This is a genomic window from Sphingomonas sp. PvP056 (assembly GCF_040549155.1).
Taxonomy (GTDB): Bacteria; Pseudomonadota; Alphaproteobacteria; order Sphingomonadales; family Sphingomonadaceae; genus Sphingomonas.
In genome coordinates this window covers 266,662-282,493 of sequence record NZ_JBEPST010000006.1, presented here as the reverse complement: position 1 = coordinate 282,493, position 15,832 = coordinate 266,662, and the positions used below count along the sequence as shown (strand labels likewise).

At 64.9% G+C, this 15,832-nt stretch carries 13 protein-coding genes and 1 riboswitch; of the genes, 6 read left to right on the top strand and 7 right to left on the bottom strand.

Annotated features, from left to right (window positions below; genetic code table 11):
* Entirely contained in the window at positions 1-1,935 is a 1,935-nt protein-coding gene (locus ABIC17_RS15620; protein ID WP_354283298.1) for a TonB-dependent receptor plug domain-containing protein, read from the bottom strand.
* Positions 1,936-2,068: 133 nt separating this feature from the next.
* A riboswitch (cobalamin riboswitch) is annotated at positions 2,069-2,273 on the bottom strand.
* Between the two features lie 27 nt (positions 2,274-2,300).
* On the opposite strand from ABIC17_RS15620, the gene cobU reads away from it, so the two are divergent.
* A complete protein-coding gene (gene cobU, locus ABIC17_RS15615; RefSeq protein WP_354283296.1) occupies positions 2,301-2,816 on the top strand; it encodes a bifunctional adenosylcobinamide kinase/adenosylcobinamide-phosphate guanylyltransferase in 516 nt (171 codons plus the stop codon).
* Positions 2,817-3,009: 193 nt separating this feature from the next.
* Here cobU and ABIC17_RS15610 read toward each other — a convergent pair whose 3' ends face one another.
* Entirely contained in the window at positions 3,010-5,112 is a 2,103-nt protein-coding gene (locus ABIC17_RS15610; RefSeq protein WP_354283295.1) for a TonB-dependent siderophore receptor, read from the bottom strand.
* Between the two features lie 39 nt (positions 5,113-5,151).
* Between ABIC17_RS15610 and ABIC17_RS15605 the strand changes: the two genes are divergently transcribed.
* Positions 5,152-6,354 carry an acetyltransferase domain-containing protein gene (locus ABIC17_RS15605; RefSeq protein WP_354283293.1) on the top strand — a complete coding sequence of 401 codons (1,203 nt, stop codon included), beginning with the start codon at positions 5,152-5,154 and terminating at the stop codon, positions 6,352-6,354.
* A 66-nt stretch (positions 6,355-6,420) separates the two neighbouring features.
* Positions 6,421-7,266, top strand: a complete 846-nt coding sequence (locus tag ABIC17_RS15600; protein ID WP_354283291.1) for an amidohydrolase family protein — start codon at positions 6,421-6,423, stop codon at positions 7,264-7,266.
* A gap of 125 nt (positions 7,267-7,391) precedes the next feature.
* Here the strand turns inward: ABIC17_RS15600 and rlmN are convergent, their stop codons facing one another.
* The 3 genes from rlmN to ABIC17_RS15585 form a co-directional block, all read right to left on the bottom strand.
* Positions 7,392-8,600, bottom strand: coding sequence for a dual-specificity RNA methyltransferase RlmN (gene rlmN, locus ABIC17_RS15595; protein WP_354283289.1), 1,209 nt, complete (start codon positions 8,598-8,600; stop codon positions 7,392-7,394).
* A gap of 623 nt (positions 8,601-9,223) precedes the next feature.
* Positions 9,224-10,336, bottom strand: coding sequence for an OpgC domain-containing protein (gene opgC / locus ABIC17_RS15590; protein ID WP_354283287.1), 1,113 nt, complete (start codon positions 10,334-10,336; stop codon positions 9,224-9,226).
* Positions 10,337-11,061: 725 nt separating this feature from the next.
* Complete coding sequence (locus tag ABIC17_RS15585; RefSeq protein ID WP_354283286.1) at positions 11,062-11,823, bottom strand: PEPxxWA-CTERM sorting domain-containing protein; 762 nt, start codon at positions 11,821-11,823, stop codon at positions 11,062-11,064.
* Positions 11,824-12,021: 198 nt separating this feature from the next.
* Here ABIC17_RS15585 and ABIC17_RS15580 point away from each other — a divergent pair, with 198 nt between their 5' ends.
* Positions 12,022-12,270, top strand: coding sequence for a hypothetical protein (locus ABIC17_RS15580; RefSeq protein WP_354283284.1), 249 nt, complete (start codon positions 12,022-12,024; stop codon positions 12,268-12,270).
* A 204-nt stretch (positions 12,271-12,474) separates the two neighbouring features.
* On the opposite strand, the gene ABIC17_RS15575 is transcribed toward ABIC17_RS15580, so the two are convergent.
* Together ABIC17_RS15575 and ABIC17_RS15570 are read right to left on the bottom strand one after the other, a co-directional pair.
* Positions 12,475-13,020 carry a hypothetical protein gene (locus ABIC17_RS15575; RefSeq protein ID WP_354283282.1) on the bottom strand — a complete coding sequence of 182 codons (546 nt, stop codon included), beginning with the start codon at positions 13,018-13,020 and terminating at the stop codon, positions 12,475-12,477.
* Positions 13,017-13,691: a histidine phosphatase family protein gene (locus ABIC17_RS15570; RefSeq protein WP_354283279.1), complete on the bottom strand. Its 675-nt coding sequence runs from the start codon at positions 13,689-13,691 to the stop codon at positions 13,017-13,019. The genes ABIC17_RS15575 and ABIC17_RS15570 overlap by 4 nt, the downstream gene beginning before the upstream one ends.
* 151 nt (positions 13,692-13,842) lie before the next feature.
* Between ABIC17_RS15570 and ABIC17_RS15565 the strand changes: the two genes are divergently transcribed.
* On the top strand, positions 13,843-14,517 hold the full coding sequence (locus tag ABIC17_RS15565) for an outer membrane protein (RefSeq protein WP_354283277.1): 675 nt from the start codon (positions 13,843-13,845) through the stop codon (positions 14,515-14,517).
* A 172-nt stretch (positions 14,518-14,689) separates the two neighbouring features.
* Positions 14,690-15,802 carry a DNA polymerase III subunit beta gene (gene dnaN, locus ABIC17_RS15560; RefSeq protein WP_131530146.1) on the top strand — a complete coding sequence of 371 codons (1,113 nt, stop codon included), beginning with the start codon at positions 14,690-14,692 and terminating at the stop codon, positions 15,800-15,802.
* Positions 15,803-15,832 lie beyond the last annotated feature (30 nt).

Sequence of the window (15,832 nt, the reverse complement as noted above, 5' to 3'; positions counted from 1 at the left end):
TCAATACGTCAGGCGGACGCCGCCAAAGGCAGCGCGGCCGGGCTGACCATATTGGTAGATCGTCTGGTATTTCGTATCGAACACGTTCTCGACCCGCCCGAACACCTCGACCTTCTTCGTAACCGGGAAGGACGCGCGCACGTCACCCAGCACATAACCATCGAGCCGCCGCGCGTTCGATGCGTTGTCGAAACTGTCCCCGACCGACGTCAGCGTCGCGCCGGTCGTCAGCCCGAAGCTCCAGCGGTAATCGGCGTTGACCGTGATGCTCTGGTCCGGCCGCCGTGCCAGCTTGCGCCCGAAGGTGGCGGTGCCGGCGGAACGGTCGACCGCATCGAGATAGGTGTAGCTCGCACTCACCGTCAGCGGCTCGACCGGACGCAGCAGCAGCGTCAGCTCCACCCCCTGCGCGCGAGTCCGCGCGATATTGTCATAGGTGCCGAACGGGCGATCGGCACAAATTCCCGTGAGCGGTCCGTCGCACGACACGAAGGTGATGAGATCGGACGAGTTGCGGTGGAAGTAGGTCGCGCTCGCTTCGACCGCGCCGTTCAGCGCCTTTTGCGTGACCCCCGCATCCCAGCCGTGCGAGCGTTCCGGGCTCAGCGCCGTGTTCCCGTATTCGCTCTGCAACTGGTACAGCGTCGGCGCCTTGAAGCCTTCCGAATAGCTCGCGCGCAGCGTGGTCGCGCCGCCATTGGGCGAATAGACGCCGCTGCCCGAAAAGGTCGTCGCGCCGCCGAACACATTGTGATCGTCATGCCGCACGCCGCCGGTCGCGGTCAGCCCGGTGACGGGCGTGACGGCCAACTGGCCATAGACGCTGAACAGCCGCGCCCGGCCCCGCGTGACCGGCCCGCCGTAGCTCGACGAGGAAAAGCGCGACACTTCCCGCTCCGCGCCGAAGGTCGCGAACACCGCCGAGGTGACGTTCGCGGTCCCCTGATATTCCAGCCGGTCGTTGCGCCCGATCCCCCGGAACGTCTCGGTCGGGTCGCCATCGGGGTCGATGTTGCGCCGGTCGGTGTCGGTATGCGCGTAACCAAAGCGATTGCGCAGACGCCCGTCGAACAAGGCGGCGTTGAGCCCGGCATAGCCGAGCCATTGCTCCACATCGCCATATTCGCGCGTGTCGCCGAAGGTGAAGTTGGGGGGCGGGAAACCGTCGATGTCGGTCCGGCTGTTGGTATAGAAACCGCGCAGGTCGACCGAGACGTCGCGGGCCAGTGCGATCCCCAGGCTGCCGTTCGCGGCATAGTTGCGGTACCCGTCGCGCTCGGTGCCGGGGGCGTAGGCCGAGATCCCGTCGGTGCCGTAATAGCCGCCGCCGATGCTCGCCGAGACCGGCCCGACCTTGCCCGAGACGTTGGCGAAGCCCTGCGCGGTGCCATAGCCGCCGCCCTCGGCGCGCGCGTTGATCGCGATCTGCTCGGTCGGCTGGCGGGTGATGAGGTTGACGACGCCGCCGATCGCCTGGCTGCCCCACAGCACCGATTGCGCGCCGCGCAGCACTTCGATCCGCTGGATGTTGCCGATCAGCAGATTGCCGAAGTTGAACCCGCCACCGGGAGCGGAGGGATCGTTGAGCTTGATCCCGTCGATCAGTGCGACGGTCTGGTCACTGTCCGCGCCGCGGATGCTGACCGAGGTGGTGGTGCCGATCCCGCCGTTGCGCACCACGGTGACGCCGGGCGTCTGGCGCAGCAGGTCGGACACGACGACCGCCTGGCGCTCGGTGATCGTCGCAGTGTCGAGCACCGTGACCGACTGGCCGACGGTATCCGCCGGGCGTGCCGCGCGGTTGGCGGTGACGACGATATCCTGCGATGCAGCGGCGGCTTGCTCCAGCGTGGCGGTGGATTGCGCGCTTTCGGCGAACACGGGCGCGGCGGCGACAATGCTCGGCAGCAGGATCAGATAGGCACAGGTCTTCACGGAATTCCCCTTCGCAACAGCTACGGGGGCACGCACGACGCTGACTCGGAATTCCGCTTTCCGCCCCGCGCACGACCCCAACCACGTCGTCTCACGAGGAAAACCCCGATCGCGCGGCACACCCCGGCCGGACGAAGGACAACCGCGACAGGCAGGTCTCCTGGCTCCCGGGTCGTCGTCTGGCTCGGCCTTCCCGGATCCGGGGATCCAGTGGCACACGAATGGAGCAAGACTCGCCGGTCACAGTTGCGGGGACAGCCCCGGATGACGCGCGTGCCCGCGCGCTTCCGGGTTCCCTTTTCATCCCATCTCTGGGAACCTGTCGCATCGGCGCGTCTAGAGCGCGCTTTGGGCAAGGGCAAGATGTGACACGGACGACACTATTCCTGGGCGGTGCCCGCTCGGGCAAGAGCCGCCTCGCGCAGCAAACTGCCGAGGCCTGCGCGGGCCCGCTCGCCTATCTCGCAACCGCCGAGTGCCGCGACGGCGAGATGGAGGACCGGATCGCGCGGCATCGCGCGGACCGTGGCGAACGCTGGCGCACGGTGGAGTGCCCGCTCGCGCTGCCCGCGGCGATCGCTTCGGTCGAGACGGGCGCGGTGCTGGTCGATTGCCTGACGCTGTGGCTGTCCAACCTGATGCTCGGCGAGCATGACATTGCGGGGGCTACGGAGGATCTGCTGGATGCCATCGCCGGGAGTCCGTTGCCAATCGTGATCGTGAGCAACGAGGTGGGAATGGGGATCGTCCCCGATCATCCGCTCGGCCGCACATTTCGCGATGCGGCGGGGCGGCTCAACCAGGCGGTGGCGGGGCAGGTCAATGCGAGCTATTTCGTCGCGGCGGGGCTGGTGCTTCCGTTGCAGCGGTTTCCCGGCTGAAAAGACCACTTTGGGAGTTCGGCCTCTCCCACTACCGTTCGCCCTGAGCGAAGTCGAAGGGCCTCTCGCCACGCAAACCGACTTTTGCGAGGAGAGGGGGGCTTCGACTTCGCTCAGCCCGAACGGGTAGGGCAACCGAACCGCCCCAACCGACCGAACGGCATCAAGCGACCAACCCGAAACCCAATCCCCCCTAGCCGTGGACATGCACGCTGAACCGCACCGTCCGCGGCGAACCAGGAAACACCCAGACCGGGCTATACGAACTCTGCGCATAACGCGCATCGAACAGATTGTCGGCTTCGAGCCGAAGCGAGACATGCCGCGACACGCCATATTCGGCGGACGCCTTGGCCTTAACGTAACCCGGCAGCACCAGCCCGCTCGCGTCGATCGCGCCGGCGCGATCGCCGACATAGGCCAGCCCCGCGCTTCCCGACAGGCCGAGCCCGGGCGTGGTCCCGAACCGCCCGAGCACGAACATCCCGCCGCTATGCTCGGGCACGTTGAGCACGCGGTCGGTCGCGAAGGTGGCGTCGTCGGTGCGCGCGCGAGTCCAGGCGTAATTGGCGACGATCTGCCAGCGCGGCCCCAGCTTGACCGATCCGTCGAGCTCGATGCCCTTGCTCGACAATTGCCCGACCGGCGCGAGATAGCCGGGGTCGGTCGGGTCGTTGGTGAGGATGCCGCGTTTGGTGATGTCGAACCACGTCGCCGCGACGTCGATCCCGCGCCAGGCCCCCGAGACCCCGACTTCATAGCCCTTGCCCGTTTCCGGCCCGAAACCCGTGCCGAACCGGTCGGTGCCCGAATTGAGCAGGAAGCTCTCCCCCCAATTGGCGTGGAGCGCGACATGCTCCGCGACCTGATAGCGCGCGCCGACCCGGCCGTTCACGGGCGCATCGACGCGCCGCACGGTGAGCCCGGTACGCACATTGGCGAGCCGCTGGCGGTAGGGATCGACACGAAGCCCGCCCGACAGCGTCAGCCGCTCGGTCGCTTCCCACATGTCCTGGACATAGACCGTCCCCGCCCAGCGCTTTTCGCGATTGTCGACGAAGGGAACCGGCGTGGGGGCGGGGCCGCCATAGACCGGCGCATAGACGTCGATCGCATAAGGCGCGGCGGCGGTCGGGGTGCGGCGGAGGTAGCGGTCCTGATAGTCGAGATGATAGCCCTTCACCCCGACCGCGACGCGATGCGCGCCGATCCGTCCGGACAGTTCGGCGCGGGCGGACAGGTCATCGACCGCATAGTCGCGCTGGCGGCGCTGGCGCCACAGCGTGCGGTCGTCGGGGCGGAGCTGGACGTGATCCGACGAAAACCCCGTCAGCGTTCCCGTGCGATAGGCGATCCCACCGTTTAACGACCAGCCGTCCCCAAGCCCGAACACCCCAGTCACTTGATGCCGCTGGTTGCGGAAGCGCGTCAGACCGTCGCCGGGCTCGCCATAGAAACGGGTGCGCGGCACGGCATTGGCGTCGCCGCGGATCGCGGGGATCCCGCGGTCGAACGGCGCGTCGAATCGGGTGATCTCGCCGACATAGGTCAGCTGCGCGTCGGCGGACGGCGACCAGCGCAGCGACGGCGCGATCACGCGGCGGCTGAGCGTCACGAAATCGCGCCAGCCGTCGCTATCTTCGCCCGCGACCACCAGCCGCGCCGAAAGCGTGCCGGTGAGCGGCCCGGTTGCGTCGAGTTCGACTCGCCGCGTGTCGAACGACCCGTAGGTGAAGGTCGCCGATGCGGCGGCCTTGGATTGCGGGGTCTTGCTGACGATGTTGACGCGCCCGCCCGGATCGATGTCACCGAAGATCGCGCCCGACGGGCCCTTGAGCAGCTCGATCCGTTCGGCCGTCGCGGGATCGCGCGGCGGCGCTAGGCCCCGGTTGGCGAGGAAGCCGTCGACATAATACTCCGCCCCGCCGTCGGGCGTGCCGAGAAACCCGCGGATCGCGAAATTGTCGAGGAAACCCCCGCGATTGTTCTGGTTGCTGACCCCGCTGACGAGCTCCAGCGCGTCCGCCAGCCGATAGGTGCCCGCGGCGCTCAGCAGGTCGCGTTCGATCGACCGGCTCGATGGCGACATGCGTTCGGTGATCGCGTCCGACGACAGCGCCCGGTCGACACTGGTCCGGCGCGTGCCCAGAACGACGATGTCGGCGCTGCCATCCGCGTCCGCACCGTCCCTGGTTTCGGGAACAGAGGTTTCCACCGGCGGTGCCTCGCGCGGTTCCGCTTCGGCGGGCGCGAACGGGAGCGACGACATCGCTGCCGCCAGGAGATGATAGCGCAAGGCTTGCCTTTCGGGATATGTTGTACCATCCCCTTTCGCATGAACCCTAGTCTGTCAAGCGCGTCGCGCGATCCCGCACCGATCGCGCAAGTCCCCGTACCCCAGGCGCTATCGTCTCATCGTATCGGGTCGATCGATGCGTTGCGCGGGCTGGTGATGCTGCTGATGCTGGTCGATCACACGCGTGAGTTCTTCTATTTCAACGCGCAGGTGAGCGACCCGATGACCCTTGCGACAACGCCGCCCGAGCTGTTCTTCACGCGCTTCGCCGCGCATTTCTGCGCCCCGGTGTTCCTGATGCTGACCGGGCTCGCGGCGTATCTGTACGGGGCCGCGAAAGGCGGGGCGGGCGCGGCATCGGCTTTCCTGTTCAAGCGCGGGCTGTTCCTGGTCGCGCTCGAACTGACCGTGGTCAGCTTCGCCTGGTCGTTCGATCCGACCCCCGGATTGATCTACCTCCAGGTCATCTGGGCGATCGGCGTGGCGATGATCGCGCTTTCGGGGTTGCTGCATTTGCCACGGTGGGGGCTGATCGCGCTCGGGCTGGCGATCGTGCTCGGGCACAATCTGCTCGACGGGATCGAAGCACCGGCCGGATCGGCGTGGCATGCCCCCTGGGCGATCCTGCACGATCGCGGCTTCATTGACCTGCCGTGGGGCGCACAGGCGCGGACGTCCTATCCGGTGCTGCCGTGGATCGGCGTGATCATGCTGGGTTATGCGATCGGGCCGTGGTTTGCGCGAGCGGTGACGCCTGCGATGCGCGGGCGGCGGTTGGTCGGCGTGGGGGTCGCGGCGCTCGCCTTGTTCGCGCTGCTGCGCGCCACCAACGTCTATGGCGATCCTACCCCGTGGGTGAGTGGGCAGGATGCGCTGTCCACCGCGATGAGCGTGCTCAACCTCACCAAATATCCGCCGTCTGCCGATTTTCTGCTGGTGACGCTGGGGCTGGGCTTGCCGTTGCTCGCTGGTTTCGAGCGGTGGGGCGGGGGTCTGGGCAAGGGGCTTGCGGTGTTCGGTGCCGTGCCCTTGTTCTTCTACGTGGTGCATCTGTACGCCCTCCACGGTCTCAATCGCGCGATCGGGCTGATCGTGCCGCACGACGCACCGCTGGTCAGCGTGGACAACGTCGCGAGCCTGTGGCTGATCGCGGCGGCGGTCGCGGTGCCGGGGTGGTTCGCGTGCCGCGCGTTCACGCAGGTCAAGCGGCGGAGCGGACAGGCGTGGATGCGCTATTTGTAAAGTACGCAGGGCTGGCCTCCGGGCTGCGCAAAGGGCATCCCGGCGAAGGACTTGCACGGGAACACGATGATGACGCGATGGATCGATGCGCACCAGCATTTCTGGTCGCTGACGACGCCCGGGCATGAATGGCCGACCGTCGCGGAAGCGCCGATCCACCGCGACTTCGGCCCGGACGACTTGCTGTCCTCACTCGACGGCCTCGACCTTGCGGGAAGCGTGCTGGTCCAGTCGCAGCCGACCGATGCTGATACCGACTGGATGCTCGCGCTGGCAGAGCGGACGCCGCTGGTGCGCGCGGTGGTCGGCTGGGTCGATCTTGCCGATCCCGCCGCGCCCGATCGTATCGCTGGGCTGGCGGCGAACCCGCTGTTGCGCGGCCTGCGCCCGATGCTGCAGGCGATCGAGGATAGTGACTGGTTGCTCGGCGAGGCGCTTACCCCTGCGATCGCGGCGATGCAGGCGGCGGGGTTGCGGCTCGATGCGCTGGTCCAGCCGCGTCATCTGCCGATGTTCGCGCGCTTCGTCGAGCGCTGGCCCGATCTGCCGATCGTGATCGACCATGCCGCCAAGCCGTTCGCCGCGACCGGCACGCTCGACCCGTGGCGCGGCGACATCGCGGCGCTCGCCGGGCTTGGGGTGCAGTGCAAACTGTCGGGGCTGCGGACCGAACAGGCCCCCGGCCAGCCAGCGGACGCGCTCGCGCCTTATGTCGGGCACCTCGTCGAGGCGTTCGGGCCGCGGCTGATGTGGGGGAGCGACTGGCCGGTCGTGCGGCTGTCGGGGGACGACTGGCGGCGCTGGCACGACGATGCGCTGCGGATGGCGCGCGCGGCGGGCGCGGACATCGACCGGCTGTTCCACGGTGCGGCGGTCGACTTCTATGGGCTGGAGGGGGAGGGCCCGGCCTGATCCCCCCACCCCGTTCGCCCTGAGCGCAGTCGAAGGGCCGCCTCATTAGCTGGGTCGCGTGGGGGGAGAGGGGCTTCGACTTCGCTCAGCCCGAACGGGGGGTGTTAGTCCCCCCCAGAGCAACCCTAGCCCAGCGCCGCCTGCTTCTCTTCCGCCAGCCGGTCGAGCTCGGCGCGGGTCTTCTTCTCGCTCGCGGTCTTGAGCTGCCCGCACGCCGCATCGATGTCGCGCCCGCGCGGGGTGCGGACCGGGGCGCTGATCCCGGCATCGAACACGATGTTCGAGAACGCCTTGATCCGTTCGGGCGTCGAGCATTCATAGGGCGCGCCCGGCCACGGGTTGAACGGGATCAGATTGACCTTCGCCGGCAGGTCATAGAATTTGAGCAACCGCACCAGCTCGCGCGCATCCGCGTCGCTGTCGTTCTTGTCCTTGAGCATCACATATTCGAACGTGATCCGCCGCGCATTGTTCGCGCCCGGATAGTCCGCGCACGCCTGCAGCACTTCCTCGAGCTTATACTTGCGGTTGATCGGCACGATTTCGTCGCGGATCTCGTTGGTGACGGCATGGAGCGACACCGCGAGGTTGACCGAAATCTCCTCCCCCGCGCGCGCCATCAGCGGCACCACGCCCGAGGTCGACAGCGTGATCCGCCGCCGCGACAGGCCGATCCCGTCGCCGTCCATCACGATCTTCAACCCGTCGCGGACATTGTCGAAATTATAGAGCGGCTCGCCCATCCCCATCATCACGATGTTGGTGAGCATCCGCCCCTCGGGCTGGCTCGGCCATTCGCCCAAAGCATCGCGCGCGAGCATCACCTGCCCGACGATTTCGCTCGGGCTGAGGTTGCGCACCAGCCGCATCGTGCCGGTATGGCAGAAGCGGCAATTGAGCGTGCAGCCGACCTGGCTCGACACGCACAAGGTGCCGCGGTCCGCATCGGGGATGAACACCATCTCGTAATCATTGCCGTCGTCGGTGCGGAGCAGCCACTTGCGAGTCCCGTCGGTCGACACCTGCGCTTCGACCACTTGTGGGCGGCTGATCGTGAAGCGCTGCTCGAGCCACGGCTGCATCGTCTTCGAGATGTCGGTCATCAGCGAGAAGTCGGTGACGCCGCGATTGTAGATCCAGTGCCACAATTGCTTGGCGCGCAGCTTCGCCTGCTTGGGGTCGAGCTGCGATGTTTCTAGCGCCATCCGCAGATCGAGCTTGGACAGCCCGAGTAGATCGATTCGCCCATCGCTGCGCAGCACCAGCGCGCGCGGCACGGGTACGGGGTCGATATGCCCCGGAATGGGCATGGCGTAGGCTGGTGCTGTCTGCATGGGGCTGCACATAGGGGAAAATGGCGGGATTTTCTACTCCCTGTGCGGGGGGAGGGTGATCTGGGCGTTGCGGGGGGGCTTGCAGGATGTGACGGTCTTCGGATGGCGTTGGTCCAGAGAGTGCCGTCGCGACGCTGGTTGCCCGCTGTTTCGAAAGAAAACACATCGTTCGCTAAAGTGTCGAGGTTCGACACAGTCGAAATATGGCACTTTGCGACAGCGTTGCGGCGGCTGATGCTTGCACTAGGCATTCGGTGTAGCGCTTCCCCGGCGAAGCCCGGGGCCCAGGAGAAAGGCAGAAGAGTGCGAGCGATTGCGCTTCGTTACCTCCACCTCCGCTACTGGGCCCCGGCCTTCGCCGGGGAAGCAATGCGGGGAAAGCGATGGTTGCAGCGTTCCGCCGCCACACGCTGGTGCCTCGATGACGGCTTGCATACGCTGGAGGCCAATTTCCACCTCCATGTCGGAATCAATCGCGTCGTCTCGAGATGCGCGGCCTCACGTCCTACGAATATCTTGCACGCTTTTGGACAAACGATTCCAGCCGAATTGAGATCGACCGTATCTCTACACTCCGGGACCAAACGCTTGGGTGGGCAGATCGACTAGATCCGAGCCGGAACTCAGACTCGAGCCCCCAAGGGAATCCCGTTTATGGATTCTGATCCTAGGGCCTGGGCAAACTTACGTTTGTCCCAATGTTTAGCCGCTCCCCAAGTCGCTACGATCAAAAGTACTGTTATGATCATATAGCCGAGCCAACCCAACCCGAGCTGCTGCCATATATATAGACCGATAAATGTCGCCACAGTGCTAAACAGAAACGCGTTTAGACTGTGCCGCCCTATCAAGGCGAACGATCGAAATAGCAAACTATCAAGGTGGCTTTTCAAAACTGTAACCACCCCGGCATAAAGTAAAACAACGAGTATAGCGTGTGCAGCTCTTGCTGGTCCAAGAGTCCCGTGATCGGTAAGTGGAATTCGTGGAATATCCAGAAAAGTCTTTAATGTTCCAATTGAAATAAACAGAACCAGCGTTACCCAGAATATCCATCGCTGTTTTTCCAGTATGGCGAAGGCGCGATCATGCAACCGGACGCTGCCACCCGCCATGGCGACGAAAAATATCACTTGCCATGCCAACGGGTGAAATCCCCAAGGGCTCTTTTCGAGGGGATTAGGCGAACCACCTAGTTCGGGGTAAAATCGCACGCAAACCTGGAATCCCATATATACTGTCACTGAGAATATTACCAAAAACAGTGGTGAGCGGCGAATGAGCCAAACTGCCATCGGACTTACGACAAGAAGCATGACGTACAAATGGAGAATGATCAGTAGAAAAGGACCATAGGTCATGATCAAAAAGTAAGTTGTTGCCTGTATTGGATCTGACGTTAAAGGTGTAAAGTGCGCAACCGCGTTGAAACGTTGATCTGTTACTAATGTTAATAGCGCCGCTGTGACGAAAAGCGCGAAGTTCCATGCATAGAGTTTTGCAGCTCTAGCTATCAATAGCGTTGTTGCGTTAGGTTTACTGACGTAGACCATTCCAACCATGTAGCCTGATAATGCTACAAATATTTCCGCTGCGGACGAAACCGAAAATGTAGTGGTAGTCGGTATTTGAGGGCCCGTCATTCCAAGCTCCGCCGACAGAAACGAAAAATGGTTGATAATGATGGTAACCATTGCAAAGCCGCGTATCGTATCGATCCTGCTATCGCGCGCCATGCAAAAAACACTTCCGGATCAGATGTTTATTTGAAGACGTTGGTGGCAGCATGCAATGGCCGGGTCAATATGGTTAACGTTGCGAACGCAAGCTCGGTCGACGCAGTCGTGGGACTGTTGCGGACGTTCGCCACGATGAGGAGCGTTCAGCAATGACGATCAAGCTTGCGATCGTTGCGGTGTTTACTTGCGCTGCTTGCCATGCAGGGGAGACTGAACCACCTCAGCGCGTGAATATCGAGGTGACTGGCTCTCCGCAGTGCCTTGCCAGCGTGGTAGGCCTTCTTGATCTTCCTGCCGCCACGATGCCCGTTTGGTCAGGGCGATTTGGAAGGATGGAGTTTGGACCCGTCGAGGCTACGGGGTTCTCCAGGGTGGTCGGCTTGCTCCGAACCACGAAGTGCGTTCAAGCAATCCGACAGCGGCCCTGTGCTACTAGGCTGTCCGATCTCGATACGTGTAATGCACCAAAGCGGCGCAGTTGACGTCGGCTTTGCATCACGGTGCGACGTTCAGACGATAGGAACGTGATCGCCGTGCAGGAAAAGTCACCGGCAGCCTTTGGTCACGTAAGCGGACGCACGAAAACGTCCGTAAGCGAGGCTCAATGGTTCAAGCATGTCATCGGCGTTTGTGACGAGCGCCGCATGACAAACACAGAAGGGGCCGCCAACGCCCCTCCCGGAACATTGGCGGCCTTCTCATGCGCCGAAGCGACGGACCAATCAGGCCGCGGCGAAGGAAACCGCCGTCTGGCGACGGCGATAGCGCAGGCCAGCCCCCGCGAAGCCGAAGCCGATCAGCATCATCGCCCAGGTCGCGGGCTCGGGGACGGCGGCCATGGTGCTCACGCTGAAACCGCCGAGCTTGAAGGCATCATACGCCTTGCCGCCGTCGGGCGTGGTTGCGCTGATCATCCAGACGTTGCCGAACGCCTGGTCGCCCAGCGCGATCCCGCGCGATCCGCTCGCACCGGTGCCGATGGACGTCGCGGTTCCCTTGAACGCGCTCGCGAGGCTGGCATAGCTGTATCCGTCGATCGGCAGCGTGCTGTTCCAGGCGGCGGTGGTCGATCCCCAGCCGAGCAGCGCGTTATTGTCGGGCGCATAGCCGTTGAACGCATAGCTGTTGAAGACCGCCGAGGTCAGCTTCACGGCCTGGTCGAACTGCAGCAGGAAGAAATCGGTGCCACCGGAGCTGTCCGCCTGGTGGGTGCCGTTCGCGCCGGTCTCGTTCCGGTTGATGATCCCGAGGCCCGCGGTGCCGTAGGAGCCGACCGCGCTATTGTCGATCACGCCGTTAATGCTGGACCAACCGGTGACCTTGACGTTCAGCTTTCCGCTGCCGTTGGTCGCGGTATAGATGCGTCCCGAGTCGCTGCTGCCGGTATTGCCGGCGGTGGTGGTCGATACCAGGAAGCTGGTGGCATGGGCGGGGCCAGCGGCAAGCATTGCAGCGGCAAAGGCGAAGGCGATCTGTTTACGCATTACACTATCTTTCGTCGGCGGTTTGGCTGGGACCGTATTTCTCCAAAAAAGGGGGCTGATCAACTTGACAGCTTAGTTAACAGGATCCTGAATTGAGACGGAATTTGGTAAATTCGGCGTTAGCCATGTCGGTTACGTTTCCTGCTCTGTTTTGAGCGCTCCTGTGGCGCTGGTATGATCCGCCCGGAGATTCGCACGATGGCTTACCTTGGTGTCGTAATTCCGGTCGGCGTGACGACGATCGTGTCGGCAATCCTCGCAAATATGCGCTTCCGCCACGAATTGCGGCTGCCGATACAATGGTGGCTCGACGGCAAGGTCACCTGGAGCGCGCCGCGCGCTGTGGCGCTGGCGTTCATCCCGGTGCTGGCGACGGGCGTGCTGGGGGTTGTGGCGGTCCTGTCGCAGACGCTTCCGCCGCGCGCCGGGCAGGAGGCGCTCGTGTGACCGGTGATGTTCGGGAGTGGCGCGCTGTTGGTCGCGATCCAGCTCCTCCACAACAGCCTCATCGTGCGAACCCTGCGCCACTCCGACAGCTGACCTTGCGACCAGGCATTATCGTATGGTTATCAACCGCTTGGCGTAGATATCCGCCTGACGCTCCCGTCCTGCGTCTGTGCAACCATAGCGACGTTTGACCCGCCCTGCGCGCTACCGTCCGAGGCAGGCCAGCGCCGCTGCGTCGATCGCCGTCGCGGCTCCACGCAAGGCATAGACGTCGGCAAACGGCGTGCCGCTACGACCCAGCGCCTCCACGCTCATGCTGCGGCTGGCGCGGATCGCCGAGACGATCGCGGCGTCGGTGCGCGTGTCGGGGGCCCATGCGTCGGCTGCGGAGGCGACGAGGTCGAAGCGGCGTTCCCCGACCGACAGCGTGACGCGGGCCTGCGGATTGCGTGCGCGGCTGAGCCGGAGGTGGATCTGATTGCGCGCACCGCCCCCCGATCGCCGATCCGGGAAGGAGGCGATGCTCGCGAACGGGCGCCAGCGTTCCGCACCGCCGGCGGTGACCGGCTGGGCGATCGCATAGCAGCGTGGCGGGCTGGCATCCGCGAATGCGCCCCAGCGATTGAAGATGCCGATCGTCTCGCGTGCGCCACCGTTCGCCATCGGGGCGGCGGCAACGGTGGTAGCGGCGGTGATGACAACGGCGGGCGCTGCGACCAGCGCGAGCGCCGCCAGCGCCCGGCGGCTCACGCCGGGGCATGCCCCGCGCCGCGATGGACCAGCGTCTCCTGCCCGCGCTCGATCAGCACGAGCGACCCCTGCGGAAGGCCCGGGGCGGCGGGTGCGCCATAGCCGGGCAGCTCGGGTGCGCCGGTCATCACCCCGCGCAACACTCGGCTGGAGATGCCGTGCATGATAACGAGCCGGTCACCCGGATCGTCCTGCGTGTCGGCAAGCCAGCCCGACACGCGCGCCGCGATCGCGGGATAGTGTTCGCCGTTCGGGGCCGGGTGGAGCAACCCGGTCGCGCGGTCGACGACCTTCAGCCCTTCTGCCGCTAGGTCCGCATAATAGCGCCCGGCCCAGTCGCCGGTCCCGATTTCGACCAGTCGCGAGTCGGTTTTCGCGCCGTGCCAGTCGAGTTCGAGGTGTTCCGCGATCACCGCGAGCGTCTGCAACGCGCGTCCGGTCGGCGATGCCCATAGCGTCAGCACAGGTTTCGCGCCTAATTTTGTCCGAAGCGCACGTCCCATCTCCTCGGCCTGCGCGAAACCCGCGCGGGTGAGCGGGGTGTGCGGGTGCTCGCCCTGTAACCGTCCGGCCGCATTGAAGACCGTTTCGCCGTGCCGCGCGATGTAATCGCGGCCGCTCCGTGGCGAGATGTTGGCGGTTTGCGACAGCTTCTGGGCGTTGGAATCCATGGCCGCGTCTTCAACCCCGTGTGGCCCAAAAGCAACGGATTTCCGCGTTTATCTGAGGTTCATGCAAGCCCCCGGCGGAGCGCCTATCTGAGCCTTCCCCGCCGCACACAGGCTCACACAGCGGCGGGCGAACACCATTGGAGTACCCCCTATGCGCAAGATCGTCCTCACCGCCGCCGCAGCCGCTTTCGGTCTCGGCATGGCAGCCCCCGCACTGGCCCAGGACGGCCCGCCCCCTTCCGACCGCGCGTTCAACGGCCCCCGTGCCGGCGTCCTGCTCGGCTACGACAATCTCAAGCCCGGCAGCACCGAGGATTCGAGCATCCGCGGCGACCGCGGTGCCGACGGCCTGACCTACGGCGGCGACATCGGCTATGATTTCGATAACGGCAGCCGGATCGTCTACGGCATCGAAGGCGAAGTCACCGGGTCGACCAGCAAGGTCACCAACAATCCGGTCGACGCCGCGGCGCTCGGCTATGGCCGCGTCAAGGCCGGTCGCGACTTCTACGTCGGTGGTCGCGTCGGCTACAAGCTGACCCCGGCGACGCTGCTGTACGCAAAGGGTGGCTACACCAACGCCCGCCTCGACCTGACCGCGAACAACGGCACGGTCACCACCGGCGAGCATTACACGCTCGACGGCTACCGCGTCGGTGCGGGCCTCGAGCAGGCGATCACGCCGCGCACCTATGCCAAGGTCGAGTATCGCTATTCGAACTACGGCAATGCGCGTCTCGAGTTCGCGAATGGCGCGAACACCAACAACTTCGGCGTCGACACAGACCGTCACCAGGTCCTCGCAGGCGTCGGCTTCCGCTTCTGATTCGGTCGGTTACGACTGGAAACGAGACGGCCCACGGCGGATTTAGCTGTGGGAAAGAGGGGTCGGGGCGCTTGCTCCGGCCCCTTTTATGTTTAAGGAAAGGCACACGGCGAATTGCCCCCGGTGCGCACCGGAACGGGCTGAAAATGGGGCATCGGCCCGGGGGAACGGCATGAAGGCGACGATCGAACGCGCAACCTTGTTGAAGGGGCTCAGCCACGTCCAGTCGGTGGTCGAGCGGCGCAATACCATTCCAATCCTGTCCAACGTGCTGATCGAGGCGACAGCCGAGGGCGGGTTGAAGCTGATGGCGACCGATCTGGATCTTCAGATCAACGAGACGATCGCTGCCGCGGTCGACCAGCCCGGCTCGACCACCGTGTCGGCGCACACGCTGTTCGACATCGCGCGCAAGCTGCCCGAGGGCAGCCAGGTCTCCCTGAGCGCGGCCGAGGGCAAGATGACGATCATGGCGGGGCGCGCCAAGTTCCAGCTCGGCACGCTGCCGCGCGACGATTTCCCGGTAATCGCCGAGGGCGAGCTCCCGGTCAGCTTCGAGCTGCCCGCCGAGACGCTCAAGCAGATCATCGACAAGACGCGCTTCGCGATCTCGACCGAGGAAACGCGCTATTATCTGAACGGTATCTTCTGGCACGTATCGGAGGATCCGCTCCCCGTGCTCAAGGCCGCCGCGACCGACGGCCACCGCCTTGCGCGCGTCACGATGCCGCGGCCCGACGGTGCCGAATCGATGCCGGACATCATCATCCCGCGCAAATGCATCGCCGAGCTGCGCAAGCTGCTCGACGAGATCGACGGGTCGGTCGGCGTGTCGATGTCGCCGACCAAGATCCGCTTCGATCTGGGGCAGGCGCTACTGACCTCCAAGCTGATCGACGGCACCTTCCCGGATTACAGCCGCGTGATCCCGACCGGCAACGACAAGATCCTCAAGATCGACCCGCGCAGCTTCGAGGAAGGCGTCGACCGCGTCTCGACGATCGCGACCGAGAAGACCCGTGCGGTCAAGATGGCGCTCGATCGCGACAAGATCATCCTGTCGGTGAGCTCGCCCGAAAACGGCACCGCGGCGGAGGAAGTCCCCGGCGACTACACCGCGCTCGGCTTCGAGATCGGGTTCAACAGCCGCTATCTGCTCGACATCCTCGGGCAGCTCGATGGCGACACGATCGAGGTCCACTTGGCGGATGCCGCCGCCCCGACGCTGATCCGCGAGAATGACAAGTCCGCGGCGCTGTACGTGCTCATGCCGATGCGCGTCTGAACCTTGGGCGGGAGCGCGGCTCCCGCCAGT

What these genes read in the sequence shown, in the direction of transcription:
- dnaN (WP_131530146.1), top strand. Translation starts at nt 14,690, where the DNA reads ATGAAGGCGACGATCGAACGCGCAACCTTGTTGAAGGGGCTCAGCCAC.
- opgC (WP_354283287.1), bottom strand. Translation starts at nt 10,336, where the DNA reads ATGGCGCGCGATAGCAGGATCGATACGATACGCGGCTTTGCAATGGTT.
- ABIC17_RS15580 (WP_354283284.1), top strand. Translation starts at nt 12,022, where the DNA reads ATGGCTTACCTTGGTGTCGTAATTCCGGTCGGCGTGACGACGATCGTG.
- ABIC17_RS15605 (WP_354283293.1), top strand. Translation starts at nt 5,152, where the DNA reads ATGAACCCTAGTCTGTCAAGCGCGTCGCGCGATCCCGCACCGATCGCG.
- rlmN (WP_354283289.1), bottom strand. Translation starts at nt 8,600, where the DNA reads ATGCAGACAGCACCAGCCTACGCCATGCCCATTCCGGGGCATATCGAC.
- ABIC17_RS15565 (WP_354283277.1), top strand. Translation starts at nt 13,843, where the DNA reads ATGCGCAAGATCGTCCTCACCGCCGCCGCAGCCGCTTTCGGTCTCGGC.
- ABIC17_RS15570 (WP_354283279.1), bottom strand. Translation starts at nt 13,691, where the DNA reads ATGGATTCCAACGCCCAGAAGCTGTCGCAAACCGCCAACATCTCGCCA.
- ABIC17_RS15585 (WP_354283286.1), bottom strand. Translation starts at nt 11,823, where the DNA reads ATGCGTAAACAGATCGCCTTCGCCTTTGCCGCTGCAATGCTTGCCGCT.
- ABIC17_RS15600 (WP_354283291.1), top strand. Translation starts at nt 6,421, where the DNA reads ATGATGACGCGATGGATCGATGCGCACCAGCATTTCTGGTCGCTGACG.